General features: G+C 69.4%; 11 protein-coding genes. 8 read left to right on the top strand and 3 right to left on the bottom strand.

Annotated elements, in window-relative coordinates:
• The first annotated feature begins 31 nt into the window (after nt 1–31).
• From paoA to paoC, 3 genes are read left to right on the top strand one after another with little or no spacing between them, the layout of a single operon-like run.
• Nucleotides 32–736 carry an aldehyde dehydrogenase iron-sulfur subunit PaoA gene (gene paoA / locus FBZ89_RS20195; protein WP_145751647.1) on the top strand — a complete coding sequence of 235 codons (705 nt, stop codon included), beginning with the start codon at nt 32–34 and terminating at the stop codon, nt 734–736.
• Nucleotides 733–1683: an FAD binding domain-containing protein gene (locus FBZ89_RS20190; protein ID WP_145751646.1), complete on the top strand. Its 951-nt coding sequence runs from the start codon at nt 733–735 to the stop codon at nt 1681–1683. Before paoA ends, FBZ89_RS20190 begins: the two co-directional genes overlap by 4 nt.
• Nucleotides 1684–1687: 4 nt before the next feature.
• Nucleotides 1688–3883, top strand: a complete 2196-nt coding sequence (paoC, locus tag FBZ89_RS20185) for an aldehyde oxidoreductase molybdenum-binding subunit PaoC (protein WP_145751645.1) — start codon at nt 1688–1690, stop codon at nt 3881–3883.
• Between the two features lie 141 nt (nt 3884–4024).
• Here the strand turns inward: paoC and FBZ89_RS20180 are convergent, their stop codons facing one another.
• Complete coding sequence (locus FBZ89_RS20180) at nt 4025–4774, bottom strand: creatininase family protein (RefSeq protein ID WP_145751644.1); 750 nt, start codon at nt 4772–4774, stop codon at nt 4025–4027.
• A 179-nt stretch (nt 4775–4953) separates the two neighbouring features.
• Here FBZ89_RS20180 and FBZ89_RS20175 point away from each other — a divergent pair, with 179 nt between their 5' ends.
• Complete coding sequence (locus FBZ89_RS20175) at nt 4954–6867, top strand: AsmA family protein (protein WP_186457463.1); 1914 nt, start codon at nt 4954–4956, stop codon at nt 6865–6867.
• On the opposite strand, the gene FBZ89_RS20170 is transcribed toward FBZ89_RS20175, so the two are convergent.
• Nucleotides 6868–8271, bottom strand: a complete 1404-nt coding sequence (locus FBZ89_RS20170) for an ATP-binding protein (RefSeq protein ID WP_145751642.1) — start codon at nt 8269–8271, stop codon at nt 6868–6870.
• Nucleotides 8258–8938, bottom strand: a complete 681-nt coding sequence (locus tag FBZ89_RS20165) for a response regulator transcription factor (protein WP_145751641.1) — start codon at nt 8936–8938, stop codon at nt 8258–8260. The genes FBZ89_RS20170 and FBZ89_RS20165 overlap by 14 nt, the downstream gene beginning before the upstream one ends.
• A gap of 164 nt (nt 8939–9102) precedes the next feature.
• Between FBZ89_RS20165 and FBZ89_RS20160 the strand changes: the two genes are divergently transcribed.
• The 4 genes from FBZ89_RS20160 (at nt 9103) to FBZ89_RS20145 (ending at nt 15745) form a co-directional block, all read left to right on the top strand.
• Nucleotides 9103–10116: a YncE family protein gene (locus FBZ89_RS20160; protein ID WP_145751640.1), complete on the top strand. Its 1014-nt coding sequence runs from the start codon at nt 9103–9105 to the stop codon at nt 10114–10116.
• A 156-nt stretch (nt 10117–10272) separates the two neighbouring features.
• Nucleotides 10273–11643: a TolC family protein gene (locus tag FBZ89_RS20155; RefSeq protein ID WP_186457462.1), complete on the top strand. Its 1371-nt coding sequence runs from the start codon at nt 10273–10275 to the stop codon at nt 11641–11643.
• Nucleotides 11640–12695: an efflux RND transporter periplasmic adaptor subunit gene (locus FBZ89_RS20150; protein WP_145751638.1), complete on the top strand. Its 1056-nt coding sequence runs from the start codon at nt 11640–11642 to the stop codon at nt 12693–12695. Before FBZ89_RS20155 ends, FBZ89_RS20150 begins: the two co-directional genes overlap by 4 nt.
• Nucleotides 12692–15745, top strand: a complete 3054-nt coding sequence (locus FBZ89_RS20145; RefSeq protein ID WP_145751637.1) for an efflux RND transporter permease subunit — start codon at nt 12692–12694, stop codon at nt 15743–15745. The genes FBZ89_RS20150 and FBZ89_RS20145 overlap by 4 nt, the downstream gene beginning before the upstream one ends.
• Nucleotides 15746–15830 lie beyond the last annotated feature (85 nt).

Genomic DNA, 15830 nt, shown 5'->3' with positions numbered 1-15830 from the left:
TGGCAGAGGGGACGACAGCAGAGGGGACGACATGCGAAATCATGGGAATGCCGATGTCAGCCGGCGCGGATTGCTGCTGGGGGCGGCGGCGTCCGCCGCCTTGACGGCGACGCCGCGGCACGGCCAGGCTATGCCCGCTGACGCCGATGTGCCATCGGCCCCCCATCCTGGTCCGGTGCCCATCATGAACCCTGTGATGAACCGCGTGTCCCTTACCGTGAACGGCGCGGCGCAGACGTTGGAGATGGACACCCGCACCACCCTGCTGGACGCGCTGCGCGAGCATCTGCGCCTGACTGGCACTAAGAAGGGCTGCGACCATGGCCAGTGCGGCGCCTGCACCGTCATTGTCGATGGCCGGCGCATCAATTCCTGCCTGACCCTGGCCGTCATGCATGAGGGTGGCAGCGTCACGACGGTGGAGGGACTGGGCACGCCGGCCAAGCTGCACCCCATGCAGGCCGCCTTCGTGAAGCATGACGGGTACCAGTGCGGTTACTGCACGCCGGGCCAAATCTGCTCCGCCGTTGCCGTGCTGGATGAGATCAAGGCCGGCATCCCCAGCCATGTCACCGCCAGCCTGACGGACGCACCCCAGGCCACCAACGCCGAGATGCGGGAACGCATGAGCGGCAACGTCTGCCGCTGCGGCGCCTATTCCAACATCCTGGAGGCCATGACCGAGGTGGCCGGCCAGAAGATGGCGGACCAACAGAACGGGAGGGATCCGGCATGAGGCCCTTCACCTATGAACGCGCCACGTCCCCGGCGGATGCCTCGGCCAAGGCGGCCAGCATACCCGGCGCCCGCTTCATCGCCGGCGGCACTAATCTGCTGGATTTGATGAAGCTGCAGATCGAGACGCCAGCCCATCTGATCGACGTGAACGGCCTGGGCCTGGACAAGATCGAGGAAACGCCGGACGGCGGCCTGCGCGTCGGCGCCCTGGTGCGCAACACCGACCTGGCGGCCGACATGCGGGTGCGCCGGCATTATGCCGTGCTGAGCCGGGCCCTGGTGGCCGGCGCCTCGGGCCAATTGCGCAACGTCGCCACCACGGCTGGCAACCTGCTGCAACGGACCCGCTGCCCCTATTTCTACGACCCCAACCAGCCCTGCAACAAGCGCCAGCCCGGCAGCGGCTGTTCCGCCATCGGCGGTGTCAGCCGCCAACTGGGCGTCGTCGGCACCAGCGAGGCCTGCATCGCCACCCACCCCAGCGATATGGCCGTGGCCATGCGGGTGCTGGATGCGACCGTGGAAACGGTGCGGCCCGGCGGCGCCACCCGCGCCATTCCCATTGCCGAGCTGCACCGCCTGCCCGGCGACACGCCGCATGTGGAAACGTCGCTGGAGCGGGGGGAACTGATCACGGCCGTGACCCTGCCCAAACCGGTGGGCGGCGCGCAGCTGTATCACAAGGTGCGTGACCGCGCCTCCTACGCCTTCGCGCTGGTCTCCGTCGCCGCCATCGTGCAGCCCGACGGCACCGGCCGGGTGGCGCTGGGCGGCGTGGCGCCCAAGCCCTGGCGGGTGGAGGCGGCGGAGGCGCACATGAAACAGGGCGCCAAGGCGGTCACCGCCGGCCTGCTGGCCGATGCCCGACCCACGGACGACAACAGGTTCAAGGTTCGGCTGGCCGAACGCACGCTGGCCGCCGTGCTGGCAGAGGCGAGGGGGTGACGCCATGAAGTTCGACACACCCGCCGCCGCCAACCCCATCGACCAGTTGAAGGTGGTGGGCAAGGCCACCGACCGGATTGATGGGCCGCTGAAGACCACCGGCACCGCGCCCTACGCCTATGAGCGGCACGATGTGGTGGCCAACCAGGCCCACGGCTTCATCCTGGGATCCGCCATCGCCAAGGGCCGCATCAGCCGCATGGACATCGCCGCCGCCAAGGTTGCCCCCGGCGTCATCGCCGTCGTGACGGCGGAGAACGCGGGCACGCTGGGCAAGGGCAAGTGGAACACCGCCGCCCTGCTGGGCGGACCGGAAATCCAACACTACCACCAGGCCGTGGCCCTGGTGGTGGCCGAGACGTTCGAGCAGGCACGCGACGCCGCCGGCCTGATCAAGGTGGACTATCAGGCGGAGGCCGGGGCCTATGATCTGGCAGCCGCCCGGAACGGGGCGACAGTGGCCAAGGGTGAACCGGACAGCACGGTGGGCGATTTCAATGGCGCCTACACTGCGGCGCCGGTGCAGCTGGACGCCACCTACACGACGCCCGACCAGGGCCACGCGATGATGGAGCCGCATGCCACCATTGCGGCCTGGAACGGCGACAAGCTGACCCTGTGGACCGCCAACCAGATGATCAACTGGGGTGTCAAGGACGTCTCGCAAACCCTTAACATACCTGAGGAAAATATTCGGCTGATCTCGCCCTACATCGGGGGCGGATTCGGCGGCAAGCTGTTCGTGCGCAGTGACGCGCTGATGGCGGCCCTGGGCGCGAAGGTGGCGGGGCGGCCGGTGAAGGTGGCGCTGACCCGGCCGCTGATGTTCAACAACACCACCCATCGTCCCGCCACCATCCAGCGCATCCGCATCGGCGCCACGCGTGAGGGCAGGATCACCGCCATCGGCCACGAAAGCTGGTCCGGCGATCTGCCCGGCGGCAAGCCGGAGACGGCGGTGCAGCAGACCCGCCTGCTGTACGCCGGGGCCAACCGCCTGACCGCCATGCGCCTGGCCGTGCTGGACCTGCCGGAAGGCAACGCCATGCGCGCCCCCGGCGAGGCGCCCGGCCTGATGGCCCTGGAGGTCGCCATGGATGAAATGGCGGAAAAGCTGGGCATGGATCCCATCCAGTTCCGCATCCTGAACGACACGCAAGAGGATCCGGAAAAGCCGGGTCGCCCCTACTCCCAACGCCAGCTGACGGAATGCCTGCGGCAGGGGGCCGAGCGCTTCGGCTGGGCCAAGCGCGACCCAAAGCCCGCCAGCGTGCGGGAGGGGCGCTGGCTGGTGGGCATGGGCATGGCGGCGGGCTTCCGCAATAACCTGGTGACCAAATCCGCCGCCCGCGTCCGCCTGGACGGCCAGGGCATGGTGACGGTGGAAACGGACATGACCGACATCGGTACCGGCACCTACACCATCATCGCCCAGACGGCGGCGGAAACCATGGGCGTGCCGCTGGACAAGGTGGCGGTGCGCCTGGGTGACAGCAACTTCCCCGTTTCCTGCGGCTCCGGCGGGCAGTGGGGCGCCAACAATTCGACGGCGGGCGTCTATGCCGCGTGCATGAAGCTGCGCCAGTCCGTGGCGCGCAAGCTGGGCTTCAACGCCGCCGAGCCGCACTTCGCCGATGGACATGTCTCATCCGGCGGGCACACCGTACCGCTGGCCCAGGCGGCCAAGGATGGTGACCTGGTGGCGGAAGACCAGATCGAATACGGCGACCTGGACAAGAAGTACCAGCAATCCACCTTCGCCGGCCATTTCGTGGAGGTGGCGGTGGACAGCGCCACGGGTGAGATCCGGCTGCGCCGCATGCTGGCGGTCTGTGCCGCCGGACGCATCTTGAACCCCAAGTCGGCACGCAGCCAGGTCATCGGCGCCATGACCATGGGGGCGGGGGCGGCCCTGATGGAAGAACTGGCGGTGGACAAGCGCCGAGGCTTCTTCGTCAACCATGACCTGGCGGGATACGAGGTGCCGGTGCATGCGGACATCCCGCACCAGGAGGTGGTCTTCCTGGATGAGGTCGATCCCATTTCCTCGCCCATGAAGGCCAAGGGCGTGGGCGAGCTGGGCATCTGCGGCGTGGGGGCGGCGGTGGCCAACGCCGTCTACAACGCCACCGGCGTCCGGGTGCGCGACTATCCCGTCACCTTGGACAAAGTCCTGGACCATCTGCCGGAAATGACCTGAGGAGAGGGCCCGCCAACCAGGTCAGTGCTTCACCTTGGCGGCGGTCACCTCGATCTCCACCAGGGCGCCGGGCACTTCTTCCGAGTGCTGGCTATGCCGGGCCGGGTAGGCCTTGCGACGTCGCAAGGCCCCTCTTGACATTTAGACGGCGGGCTCGTTGCCGAAGGCCGCGACCTCGGCCACCAGGCCGGTCACCGCCAGCCGCACCAGTTGGCCGCCCTTTTCCGGCGTGGCCAGCGCGGGGTCGGAGCCCATGCGGCCGTCCGGGTGCCGGGCGCGGAAGTCCAACGCCTCCCGGATGGGGCCGGAACCGGCGATCTTGGGCGTGTACTCGGCGGATTTGATGGCGTCCGGATAAGCCCACTGCGTCACCGCGATTTCCGATGGGGTGGCGTGGCTGCCGTGGCCGGCGGGAAACAGCTGCTGCGCCAGGGCGTTGACGCCGGGCAGATCCCACCAGTTGCGCAGCTTGAGGGCGAAGCCGGCGCGGCGCTTGGCGAAACTGGCCTCGGCATACAGTTCGGAGAAGGCGGCCTCAATGGTGGCGACGTTGCCGCCATGGCCGTTCAGGAAATAGATCCGCTCGAAACCGTGCACGGCCAGGGACCGCACCCAGTCGCCGATGGCCGCCATGAAGGTGGAGGGGCGCAGGCTGATGGTGCCGGGGAAGCCCAGATGATGCTGGGCCATGCCGATGTTGAAGGTGGGGCCCACCAGGATGTCGGCGCCGCCCTTGTGCGCCTCATGCGCGATGATCTCGGGGCACAGCCAGTCCGTGCCCAGCAGGCCGGTGGGGCCGTGCTGCTCGTTGGAGCCGATGGGGATGACGATGGTCTTGGAGCGTTCCAGGTGGCGCTCGGTCTCCGACCAGGTGGACAGGTGCAACAGCATGGGTTCGTTCCTCAAAGCCCTATTTGGCCGCCACCATAGGGGCGGCCGCCGGCAAAGGCATCCCAAAAGCACGCCAGGGAACCGCGACACCACCTTGGCGGTTGGCAGGGGATGGGGATGAACGCTGGGCTTGCCGGGTGGGGGCTTGCCGGATGGAACCTGCTTTACGGATTTGGGCCATGCGACGGGCATTCAAGATAATCGGCTGGTCCCTGGGTGTGCTGGTGGTGGTGCTGCTGCTGGCCGGAGCGGGGGTCTATTTCTTCGTCACCTCCGACTATGTGCGCGCCCAGCTGGAAAACCGGGCCGACGCCTTTTCCGGGCGCAAGACCAAGATCGGCCAGATCGCCGTCCACTGGGGCTGGGTCACCCACATCTTGCTGAACGACGTGCAGGTCTCCAACACCGACTGGGGCCAGGCGCCGCACCTGTTCACGGCCAAGCAGATCGAGCTGGATATCGAGCTCAAGCCCCTGCTGCTTCACCGCAATCTGGTCTTCCCCCAGCTGATCCTGCGCCAGCCCGTGGTGGCGCTGGAAAAGGACGACCAGGACCAGTGGAACTGGAGCCCCGGGGAAAGCCCCGTGGCCAGTGGCACCCTCAACCAGCTGAAGCCCGAAAGCCGGGATGAGGTGCCGCTGATCGGCCGGCTGGAGATCGATGACGGCCGTGTCAGCTATCGCGACGCCAAGCGCAAGCTGAACCTCGACGGCACGGTGCAGACCGCCACCGGCCAGGCCCCCGCCGAACCCAAGGCGGAGCTGGACCTGAAGGGCAGCATCGAGAACCAGCCCCTGACCGTGCATTTCGTGGGCGGCAGCGTGCTGATGCTGCGTGACACGGACCAGCCTTATCCCGTGGACCTGAAGGTCGATTACGGGGCCACCAAGCTGACGGTGAACGGCACCTTGCAGGATCCCTTCCAGTTCACCGGGTCCAATGTGCAGGTGGCGCTGTCCGGCCCCAACCTCTCGGACATCTTTCCTCTGCTTGGCATCCCCGGCCCGCCCACGCCGCCCTACCGCATCAATGGCAAGCTGACGCATGAGCCCGGCGTCTGGCGGGTGGTGGACATGGCCTGGCACGCGGGCGACAGCGACCTGGCCGGCGACATCGCCATCGACCACCACGCCAAACCCTCTTTCCTCACGGCGCACCTCACCTCCGACCATCTCGCCTTCGCCGACCTGGCCCCCCTGGTGGGCGCCACGCCCGGCGCCAAGGGCAACGTCTCGGCGGAGCAGAAAAAGACTCAGGCCCAGCTGGAGGCGACAGGGAACCTGTTCCCCGACGTACCGCTGAAAATGGAACGGCTGCGGGCCATGAACATGGATGTCAGCCTGGACGCGCGCCGCGTGGTGGCGCCGGATTACCTGCCGGTGACGGCCCTGAACTTCCGCGTCCGCATCCGGGACGGGCAGGCGATGGTGGACCCGTTGCGCATGAGCGTGGCCGGCGGCACCCTGGCCGGTACCATGGCGCTGGACGCCCGCACCGACAATCCGCAGACCCGCGCCAACCTGTCCTACCAGGACGTGGACCTGAAAACCTTCTTCCGGGGCTCGGACTATTTCGACACCACCAAGGGCAAGCTGCGGGGCCGGGTGCAACTGGTGGGTAACGGCCATTCCCTGGCGGAGGTCATGGGGTCGGCCACCGGCAACGTCGTCGTCACCATGTCCGGCGGCACCATCAGTTCCCTAATGGTCAGCCTGGCCGGCCTGCAGATCGCCGACGCCCTGGTGCTGTACATCACCGGCGACGACCAGATCCCCATCCGCTGCGCCCTGGGCCGCCTGAACTTCAACCACGGCCAGGTGGCCTTCGACCGCACCCTGATGGACACCCGCAAATCCGTGGTCCACGTCAATGGCGAGGTGCGGCTGAAGACGCAGGAGGTGGATACCGAAGTCACGGCTGATACCAAGAAATTCGACCTTCTGGACCTGCACGCCCCCGTGGTGGTCAGGGGGAAGATCCGGTCCCCGCGCATCACCATCGGCCGCCTGATCCCCATTCCGCTGCCCGACTTCGGCGGTGCCGACGATGTGGATTGCGATGGCCTGACGCGTCAGTTGCTGGCGGCCGAGTAGCTAGTCGGCCCCCTGGCCCAGGCGGATGCGCATGACGCAGCCGGGCAGGCCGTCCTCGACGTCCAGGTGGAAGCCGTGCAGTTGCACCACGGCGGCCACCAGGCTCAGGCCCAGGCCGTTGCCGGGCGTGTGGCGGGCGTCGTCGCTGCGGGTGAAGCGGCGGAACATCATGTCCCGCTGCTCCGGCGTGATGCCGGGCCCGGTGTCGCGGACCGTGAGCTCCGGCGCCTGTCCCGTCTCTTGCCGCAGGGTCAGGCTGATGGCCCCACCCGCCCCGCCATATTTGATGGCCGTGAACTTGATGGCGTTGTCCAGCAGGTTGCCCAGCGCCTCGAACAGCAGGTCGGCGTCGCCGGTGACGGGACCGACCGGGTGGATGTCTGCGGCGAAGGCCAGGCCCTGGGCGGTGGCCAGGGGTTCATACAGTTCGGCGGCGGCGGTCGCCAGGGCCACGGGATCGACGGGGGCGAAGGCCGCGCGGCGGCGGCCATCCTCCACCGCCGCGATGCGCAGCAGGGCGCGGAAGGTGGACAGGATTTGGTCGGCGTCGCTGATGGCGTCTTCCATGGCGGCGCGATGGGTCTCGACATCGCCGCCCCGGCGCAGGGCACCTTCCAGCCGGGTGCGCAGGCGGGTGAGGGGGGTGCGGAGATCGTGGGCAATGTTGTCGCCTGCCGCCTTTACGTCGCCGATCAGCCCCTCGATCTTGCCCAGCATGGCGTTGACGATGGCGGCCAGCTTGTCGAAGTCGTCGCCGGAACCGCGCGTGGGCAGGCGCTGCGACAGGTCGCCCGCCATGATGGTGGCGCTGGCGCGGTGGATGGCCTCGATCCGGCGCAGGGTGCCGAAGCTCAGCGCCAGGCCACCCGCCAGGGCCAGTCCTACGCTGCCCACCAGGCCGGCCGCCATGGCGCGTAGGATCAGCTCTCGCACCTCATGCACCTCATCGGTGCGTAGGGCCAGCACCAGGACGCCGCCGTCGGGCAGGCGATGGGCCAGGCCACGCGCCTTGTGGTGATGCTCCGGTGCCGGGCCGGCACCGTGGGGCAGGGCGTGCACCTTGCCGTCGATCCCCGTCAATTCCGGCGGCAGTGCCGGCAGGTTGCCGGCCAGGACGTGGCCGTCGGGGGCCAGCAGCAGGGCCTTCCAGTACCCCCGGCCGTCGCTGTCCACCAGGCTCTCGATATGGGTGGACTGCTCGGGCACCGAGGTGCGCAGGAATTCCTCCGTCTCGCGCACCAGCGTGTCGTCCAGCCGACGGGTCAGGAACACGCCCGTGCGCCAATAGACGAAGCCCAGAACCAGCAGCACGGCGGTGATCATCAGCACGCCGAACAGCAGGGTCATGCGGAAGGCGGTGGTGCGTGGCAGGTCCGCCAGGCGGAACAGTTCAATCCGGGGCATGCAGGCGCCAGCCCCCGCCGCGCACGGTGCGGATCATCGGGTCCTCGTTATCCCAGTCCACCTTGCGCCGCAGGCGGCCGATATGCACGTCGATGACGTTGGTGCCGGGATCGAAGCTGTATTCCCACACGGCCTGGTACAACATGCTGCGGGTCAGGGTCTGTTCCGCGTTGCGCACGAAGTATTCCAGCAAGCGGAATTCACGTGGTGTCAGGTCCAGGTCCCGCGCCCCGCGCGTGGCCCGCCGGTTCATCAGATCCATGACCAGGGGGCCCACCTGCAGCAGGGTGCCGGCCGGCTTGTCCGCCCGGCGGCGGGCCAGGGCCATGACCCGCGCCACCAACTCGGCCAGGACGAAGGGCTTGGTGAGATAGTCGTCGCCGCCGGCGCGCAAGCCGCGCACCTTGTCATCCACCCCGTCCAAGGCGCTGACCACCAGCACGGGCGTGGTCACCCCCTCCCGACGCAGGTCGGCCAGCAAGGTCAGCCCGTCCAGGCCCGGCAGCAGGCGGTCCAGGGTGATGGCGTCGTAATGGCCGCCGCGCGCCGCCGCCAGGCCAGCGGGACCGTCGGCGCGAAGGTCGACGGCATAGCCTTCGGCCTTCAGCGCGTCGACGATCTCGCGCGCCGTCCGCTCCTCATCCTCGATCACCAATATCCTGGGCATGGGCGGGCAACTCTGGCTGGGCATTCTCAGGGCATCTCGGCGCACGATAGCGGCCTTGCCACCGTGGGGCACCAGGGCAGACGCGGCCCTAACGCAAAAGTTAGCGTTCCCCCGGCCGGGATGCGGTTATTGAGCAGGGGTTTCATCGCTTGGACATCCCGATCATGCCCCGTCGCCTCTCCTTCGCCGCCATCGCCTTCCTGTCCGCCGGCCTTGCCATCGTGGGGGCGGCCGGCGCCGCTGATGCGCCCTACCGCAAGGGCGCCAGCATCGCCGCCCCCGATGGGCCGTGGGACTACGCCAGCGTGGATGCCGACGCCCGCCGGCTGTATGTGGCCCGGGGCGACGGCGTGCTGGCGCTGGACCTGGACAGCGGCTGGCTGACGCCCACCCTGGTGCCGGGCCAGCGGGTGCATGGCGTGCTGCCGCTGGGCGGCGGCCTGGCCGTCAGCACCAACGGCGACAGCAACACCGCCACCCTGTTCAACACCGCCGACGGCGCCGTGCTGGCCAGCCTGCCCACCGGGACCAAGCCGGACGCCGTGGTCCAGGCCGGCAAGCTGGTGGCGGTGATGGACGGCAAGCAGGGCGACATCACCCTGATCGATCCAGCCGCCCGTGCCATCGTCGGCCATATTGCCGTGGGCGGGGCGCTGGAATTCGCGGCGGCGGACGCGCAGGGGCATCTCTACGTCAATGTGGAGGACAGGAACGAACTGGTGGTGATCGACCTGCCCGGCCATGCCGTGCTGGCGCGGCGACCGCTGGCGGATTGCGATGGTCCCACCGGATTGGCCTTGGACCCGGCCACGGGCGTCCTGGTCACCGCCTGTTCCAGCGGGCGGGCCGTGGCGATGAACGCCGCCGACGGCCATGTCCTGGCCAGCATGTCCATCGGCCAGGGCGCGGACGCCGTCATCCTGGACGCCAGGAACCACCGCTTCCTGATCCCATGCGGCCATGACGGCGTGCTGACGGTGCTGAGCCAGGATGCCCGGGGCGTGCCCGACGTCACCGCCGTGGTGCCGACGGAGAAGGGGGCCCGCACCGGCGCCTTGGATCCGGTGACCGGCCGCGTCTATCTGCCGACGGCGACCTTCGAGGCTGCGAAGGCGGGCGGGCGTCCGGCCATGGTGCCCGGCAGCTTCCATGTGCTGGTGCTGGAACCGGCCCAGTGAATCGGGCCGTCATCCATGAAAAATGCGTGAGGGTCGAAGACTAACTGAAAAGTCAATGGTGGGTGGTCCCGTCTTCTGGCGTCGTGCCTCCATGATTTCGCGACCTCTTCTTCCAGAACGCATCGCATGATTCCATCACGCTTGACATCGAGGGGCTTGGCCAGTCTGCTGGCCCTGTCCTGCCTGGCCGGCTGCGCCAGCTACAGCCCGGCCCCCTTGCCTGATGCGCCCGACTTGGCTCGGGACCTGGCAGGCATTACCGTCAATGCTGCCGCCATGCCCCTGCCGGCCCTGCGCCGCCACACGATCGACCCAGCCCGCCCGCTGGATGTCGATGCGGTGGCCATGGTGGCCGTGGCGCGCAATCCCGAGCTGAAGGCCGCCCGCGCCCAGCATGGCGTGGCGGTGGCGGAGGCGTTCACGGCGGGCCTGCTGCCCAACCCGCAGCTGTCGGTGGACTACGGCTTCCTCACCTCGGGCCCCGCGGTGATGGACGCCTTCACCATCGGCCTGATGCAGGACGTCATGCCCTTCCTCACCCGCTCCTCCCGCAAGGACGCGGCGGCGGCCACCCTGCGCGGGGCGGATCTGGACCTGCTGTGGCAGGAATGGCAGGTGGTGTCCCAGGCGCGGCTGCTGGTGGTGCGGGCCCAGGCCTTTGAGCGCCAGCGCGCGGTGCTGGAGGCCAACCGCAGGCTGTTCGCCGACCGCTACCGCCTCACCAACACCGCCATGGGGCGGGGGGATGAAACCTTGCCCAACGTGGTCAGCGATTTGGCGGCGCTGAACGGCGTGGAAACCCAGCTGCATGACCTGGACCAGCAGGCCTTGCGCAACCGCATGGACCTGAACGCCCTGCTGGGCCTGACGCCGGCAGCCGCCCTGGCCCTGGCGCCCCTGACGGCAAGCGACCTGCCCCTGCCGCCGGCCGACCGCGTCCAGGCCGATCTGCCGCAATTGGCTGGCCGCCGGCCGGACCTGCTGGCGCTGAAGGCCGGCTATCAGGCGCAGGAGGCGGCGGTGTGGCAGGCGGTGCTGGGCCAGTTTCCGACCCTCAGCATCGGCAGCAATCGGGCCCGCGACACCTCCAACGTCAAGACGCAAAGCCTGGCGCTGTCCATCAGCCTGCCGCTGTTCGATGGCAACCAGGGTGCCATCGCCGTGCAGCGCGCAACGCGGGAGCAGCTGCGCCAGGACTACCAGGCGCGTCTGGACGCCGCGGTGGCCGGTGTCGGCCAGGGCCTGTTGGCCCTGGACCAGCTGGAAACCCAGGCGCAGGCGACGGCCGACAGCGTTGCCATCCTGGAACGGGCGGCGACCGGCGCCGACACCGCTTTCCGCGCCGGCAGCCTGGATGAACGCACCTTCGCCGACCTGCAGGGCGCCCTGCTGTCCCACCGGCTGGAGGCACTGAAGCTGGACCAGGCGGTACAGGAACAGCGCGTCAACCTCATGACCCTGATCGGCGGAGACCTGCCGGAAAACCTGGCCACGGCCCCAGACGCGACCGAGAAAGCGACCCCATGACCAAGTTCGCCCTGCGCGCCACGCTGCTGGTCGCGACCCTGCTGGCCACGACCCCGCTGGCCGGTGGCGCCCATGCCGCTGAGGAGCCGGCCGCCGTCGTCACCGTGCGCACCGCCCCCCTGGCCCGCCAGGCGGTCAGCGTCACCGTGGGTGGTTACGGCACCCTGACGCCGGACAGCGACGCCCTGGTCACCATCAGCTTCCAGCGGGCGGGGCAGGTGGCCCGCGTGCTGGTGCGGCCGGGCCAGCCGGTGGCCAAGGGCGCCCCCCTGGTGGACCTGGTGACGGACCCCACGGCCGCCGCCGGCTATGCCAAGGCGCGCTCCGCCCTGATCTTCGCCACGGGCGAGCTTGAACGGGCGCGCGCCCTGCGCGACCAGCACCTGGCCACCAATTCCCAGGTGGCGGCGGCGGAGCAGGCGGAAAGGGACGCGCGCGGCGCGCTGGAGGCGGAGCGGCGCCTGGGCACCGACCATGCCACCGAAACCCTGGCCGCCCCCTTCGACGGCTATGTCGACAGCATCCCCGTGGTCCTGGGTGATCGCATCCAGCCGGGCGCGCCCGTGGTGCGGCTGGGGCGGGGGGCGGGGGTGCGCGTGGTGGCGGGTGTGGACCCGGCCGAGGTCGCCGCGATCAAGGTGGGTCAACCGGTGGCGGTGACGCCCATGGTGGGGCCCGGCACCGCCCTCCCTGGCACCGTGGCCGGCATCGCCGGCATGGTGAACCCCGCCACCCGCTGGGTGGACGTGACCGTCATCCTGGAGGGCGGCGGCGGCGCGCTGCCCGGCACCCCGGCCCGCATCGCCGTCACCACCGACCGGCACGACGGCTATGTCGTCCCCCGGCAGGCCGTGCTGACGGATGAGGATGGCGCCTATTTGTTCCAGCTGGCGGGAGCCAAGGCCCGGCGCGTGGGTGTCGAAACCGGCGTGGAAGGCCCGGCCGGCACCGAAGTGAGCGGCGGCAAGCTGGACCCCGAGCTGCCGGTCATCATCCTGGGCAATTACGGGTTGGAGGATGGCGCAGCCGTCAAGGTCGAGGCCGCCCGATGACCAGCTTCACCGCGTGGGTGGCCGCCCATCGCCGCTCGCTCTTGTGCCTGCTGGCCCTGCCGGTGCTGGCGGGCCTGATCATGGCGGGCCGCCTGCCCGTCACCCTGTTTCCCGCCGTGACCTTCCCCCGGGTGCGTGTCTCGCTGGATGCCGGCGACCGGCCGGCGCCGCAGATGCTGCTGCTGGCCACGCGACCGCTGGAACAGGCGGTGCACCGGGTGCCCGGGGTCACGGACGTGCGCTCCACCACCAGCCGGGGCAGCGCGGAACTGTCCATCACCTTCGCCTGGGGCACCGACATGACCACGGCGGAGCTGCAGGTGAACGCGGCGGTGGGGCAGATACTGCCCACCCTGCCGGCGGGCTCTACCGCGACCGTGCGCCGCATGGAACCCACGGTCTTCCCCATCATTGCCTACAGCCTGACCTCCGACACCCTGTCGCCCATGCGGCTGCGGGACCTGGCGCAGTTCCAGCTGCGTCCCCTGCTGGCCGGCATCGAGGGCGTTGCCGAGGTGGGTGTCGCCGGCGGGGCGGAGCAGGAATTCCAGGTCATCGCCGACCCCGACCGCCTGCTGGCCCATGGCCTGGCCTTTGAGGACGTGGTCAAGGCGGTGGGCAACGCCAGCCTGGTGCAGGCCGTGGGCCGCATCGAGGATCATTACAAGCTGTTCCTGGTGGTGTCGGACAACAGCCTGACCGGCCTGGACGCCGTGCGCCATGTCGTCCTGTCCACCGGGGCCCCGTCCAGCGGGGCCGGCGGTGTCGTGACGGTGGGCGACGTGGCCCAGGTGGTTGACGGCACCGTGCCGCAATGGACGCGGGTGACGGCCGGCGGCCGCGACGCCGTGCTGCTGAACGTCTATCAGCAGCGCGACGGCAACAGCGTGCGCATCGCCCAGGCGGTGCATGACCGGCTGGCGACGGCCAGCCTGCCCAAGGGTGTCACGGTCAGCAACTGGTACGACCAGAGCCAGCTGGTGCTGGCCTCCGCCGCCAGCGTGCGTGACGCCGTGCTGATCGGAATCGTGCTGGCGGCCCTGGTGCTATGGCTGTTCCTGCGGGACGTGCGCATCACCCTGATCGCGGCCTTGGTGGTGCCGGCGGCCCTGGCGGCCACGGTGGCGCTGCTGAGCATCCTGCGTCTCAGCTTCAACATCATGACCCTGGGCGGCATGGCGGCGGCCGTGGGCCTGATCATCGACGACGCCATCGTCATGGTGGAGCATATCGTGCGCCGCCTGCGCGAGGGGCACGGCGATGGCGGCGTGCTGGCCGCCGCGCGGGAGTTCACGCGGCCGCTGGCCGGGTCCAGCGCCGCCACCCTGGTCATCTTCGTGCCCCTGGCCTTCCTGGACGGCGTCACCGGCGCCTTTTTCCAGGCGCTGTCGCTGACCATGGCCTCCGGCCTTGCCTTTTCCTTCATCATCACCTGGCTGGCGGTGCCGCTGGCGGTGGAACGGCTGGTCGACATCCATAAGCCGCATGGCGCCGGCAGGGTGCAGGCCTGGGTGGATGACCGCTACGGCCGCCTGTCGGCCCACCTGTTGGCCCGGCCGTGGCTGGCACTGGCCGGCGTTCTCCCCCTGATCATCCTGGGCGGCCTGGCTTACCGCGCCGTGGGTTCCGGCTTCATGCCCGACATGGATGAGGGCGGCTTCGTCCTGGACTACCGCAGCGCCCCCGGCACGGCCATCACCGAGACGTCCCGCCTGTTGCACCAGGTGGACGCCATCCTGGCCGATACCCCCGATGTCGCCACCTGGTCCTGGCGCATCGGCGCCGGTCTGGGCGGGGAGCTGAACGAGCCCAACCGGGGCGATTATTTCGTGCGCCTGAAACCGACCGGCCGCCGCGATATCGATGAGGTCATCGCCGAGGTGCGGGCCCGCCTCGCCCACGGGGTGCCGGGCCTGGAAGTGGAGATCGCCCAGCAGATGGAGGATCTGATCGGCGACCTGACGGCCGTGCCGCAGCCCATCGAGGTCAAGATCTTTGGCGACGACCCCGCCACCGTGCTGCCCACGGCCCGAGCCGTGGCGGCGGCCCTGGCCAAGGTGGATGGCGTGGTCGATATCAAGGACGGCGTCAATCCGGCCGGTGACGCCCTGGACATCCGCGTGGATGCCGCCCGGGCGGCGGTGGAGGGCATGGACGTGGCCGGTGTCACGGCGGCCGTGGCCGATTACCTGCAAGGTGCGGTGGCGACGCAGCTGCCGCTGCAGACGGCGCTGGCCGCCAAGCAGGTGGGCGTACGGGTCTGGGTGCCGGCGGCGGTGCGCACTACCGACACCGACGTGGCCAACCTGCGCCTGCGCGCCCCCGACGGCCACATGTTTCCCTTGAAACGGGTGGCGGCGGTGGTGCCGGTGAGTGGGGAGCCGGAGATCGGGCAGGAGAATCTGCAGGGCATGGTGGCCGTCACCGCCCGCATCGAGGGGCGCGACATGGGCTCCGTCGCCGCTGACGTCACCGCCCTGCTGGACAGCCAGCACTTGGTGAAGGCGCCCTTGCGCTATGAACTCGGTGGGCTTTATCAGCAGCAGCGCATCGCTTTTCGCGGCCTTTTGACCGTGTTCGCCGCCGCCGTGGCCGCCGTCTTCGTCCTGCTGCTGTTCCTGTACGAAAGCTTCATCACCGCCCTGGTCATCCTGGTCATGCCCTTGCTGGCGGCGGGAGCGGTGTTCGTGGGACTGTGGCTGACCCGGACGGAGCTGAACATCACCGCCATGATGGGCATGACCATGGTGGTCGGCATCGTGACGGAGGTGGCGATCTTCTTCTTCTCGGAATTCGAGAGCCTACCGCCGGGCATGCCGTTGGTGGAGCGGCTGTCCCGGGCGGGGCGCAACCGCCTCCGCCCCATCGCCATGACGACGCTGGCCGCCATGCTGACCCTGCTGCCGCTGGCCTTCGGCCTGGGTGAAGGGGCGGGCATGCAGCAGCCGCTGGCCATCGCCATCCTGTCCGGGTTGGCGGTGCAACTGCCGCTGGTGCTACTGGTCATGCCCTGCCTGTACCGCCTGGCTCTGCGCGGCGTCAGGACCTGATCAGGCCGGCCTCCAGGATGGCGCGGGCCTCCTCGGCGCCGCCGCTCCGCCATGATGACGCCCAGCAGGCGCGCCTGAACCAGCA

The organism is Nitrospirillum amazonense (assembly GCF_007828045.1).
In the GTDB taxonomy this organism is placed as follows: domain Bacteria; phylum Pseudomonadota; class Alphaproteobacteria; order Azospirillales; family Azospirillaceae; genus Nitrospirillum; species Nitrospirillum amazonense_C.
The sequence above is the reverse complement of the archived record's forward strand: the minus strand, read 5'-3'. Positions and strand labels throughout refer to the sequence as shown.

What these genes read in the sequence shown, in the direction of transcription:
- FBZ89_RS20180 (WP_145751644.1), bottom strand. Translation starts at nt 4,774, where the DNA reads ATGCTGTTGCACCTGTCCACCTGGTCGGAGACCGAGCGCCACCTGGAA.
- FBZ89_RS20160 (WP_145751640.1), top strand. Translation starts at nt 9,103, where the DNA reads ATGCCCCGTCGCCTCTCCTTCGCCGCCATCGCCTTCCTGTCCGCCGGC.
- FBZ89_RS20170 (WP_145751642.1), bottom strand. Translation starts at nt 8,271, where the DNA reads ATGCCCCGGATTGAACTGTTCCGCCTGGCGGACCTGCCACGCACCACC.
- FBZ89_RS20175 (WP_186457463.1), top strand. Translation starts at nt 4,954, where the DNA reads ATGCGACGGGCATTCAAGATAATCGGCTGGTCCCTGGGTGTGCTGGTG.
- paoA (WP_145751647.1), top strand. Translation starts at nt 32, where the DNA reads ATGCGAAATCATGGGAATGCCGATGTCAGCCGGCGCGGATTGCTGCTG.
- FBZ89_RS20145 (WP_145751637.1), top strand. Translation starts at nt 12,692, where the DNA reads ATGACCAGCTTCACCGCGTGGGTGGCCGCCCATCGCCGCTCGCTCTTG.
- paoC (WP_145751645.1), top strand. Translation starts at nt 1,688, where the DNA reads ATGAAGTTCGACACACCCGCCGCCGCCAACCCCATCGACCAGTTGAAG.
- FBZ89_RS20190 (WP_145751646.1), top strand. Translation starts at nt 733, where the DNA reads ATGAGGCCCTTCACCTATGAACGCGCCACGTCCCCGGCGGATGCCTCG.
- FBZ89_RS20150 (WP_145751638.1), top strand. Translation starts at nt 11,640, where the DNA reads ATGACCAAGTTCGCCCTGCGCGCCACGCTGCTGGTCGCGACCCTGCTG.
- FBZ89_RS20165 (WP_145751641.1), bottom strand. Translation starts at nt 8,938, where the DNA reads ATGCCCAGGATATTGGTGATCGAGGATGAGGAGCGGACGGCGCGCGAG.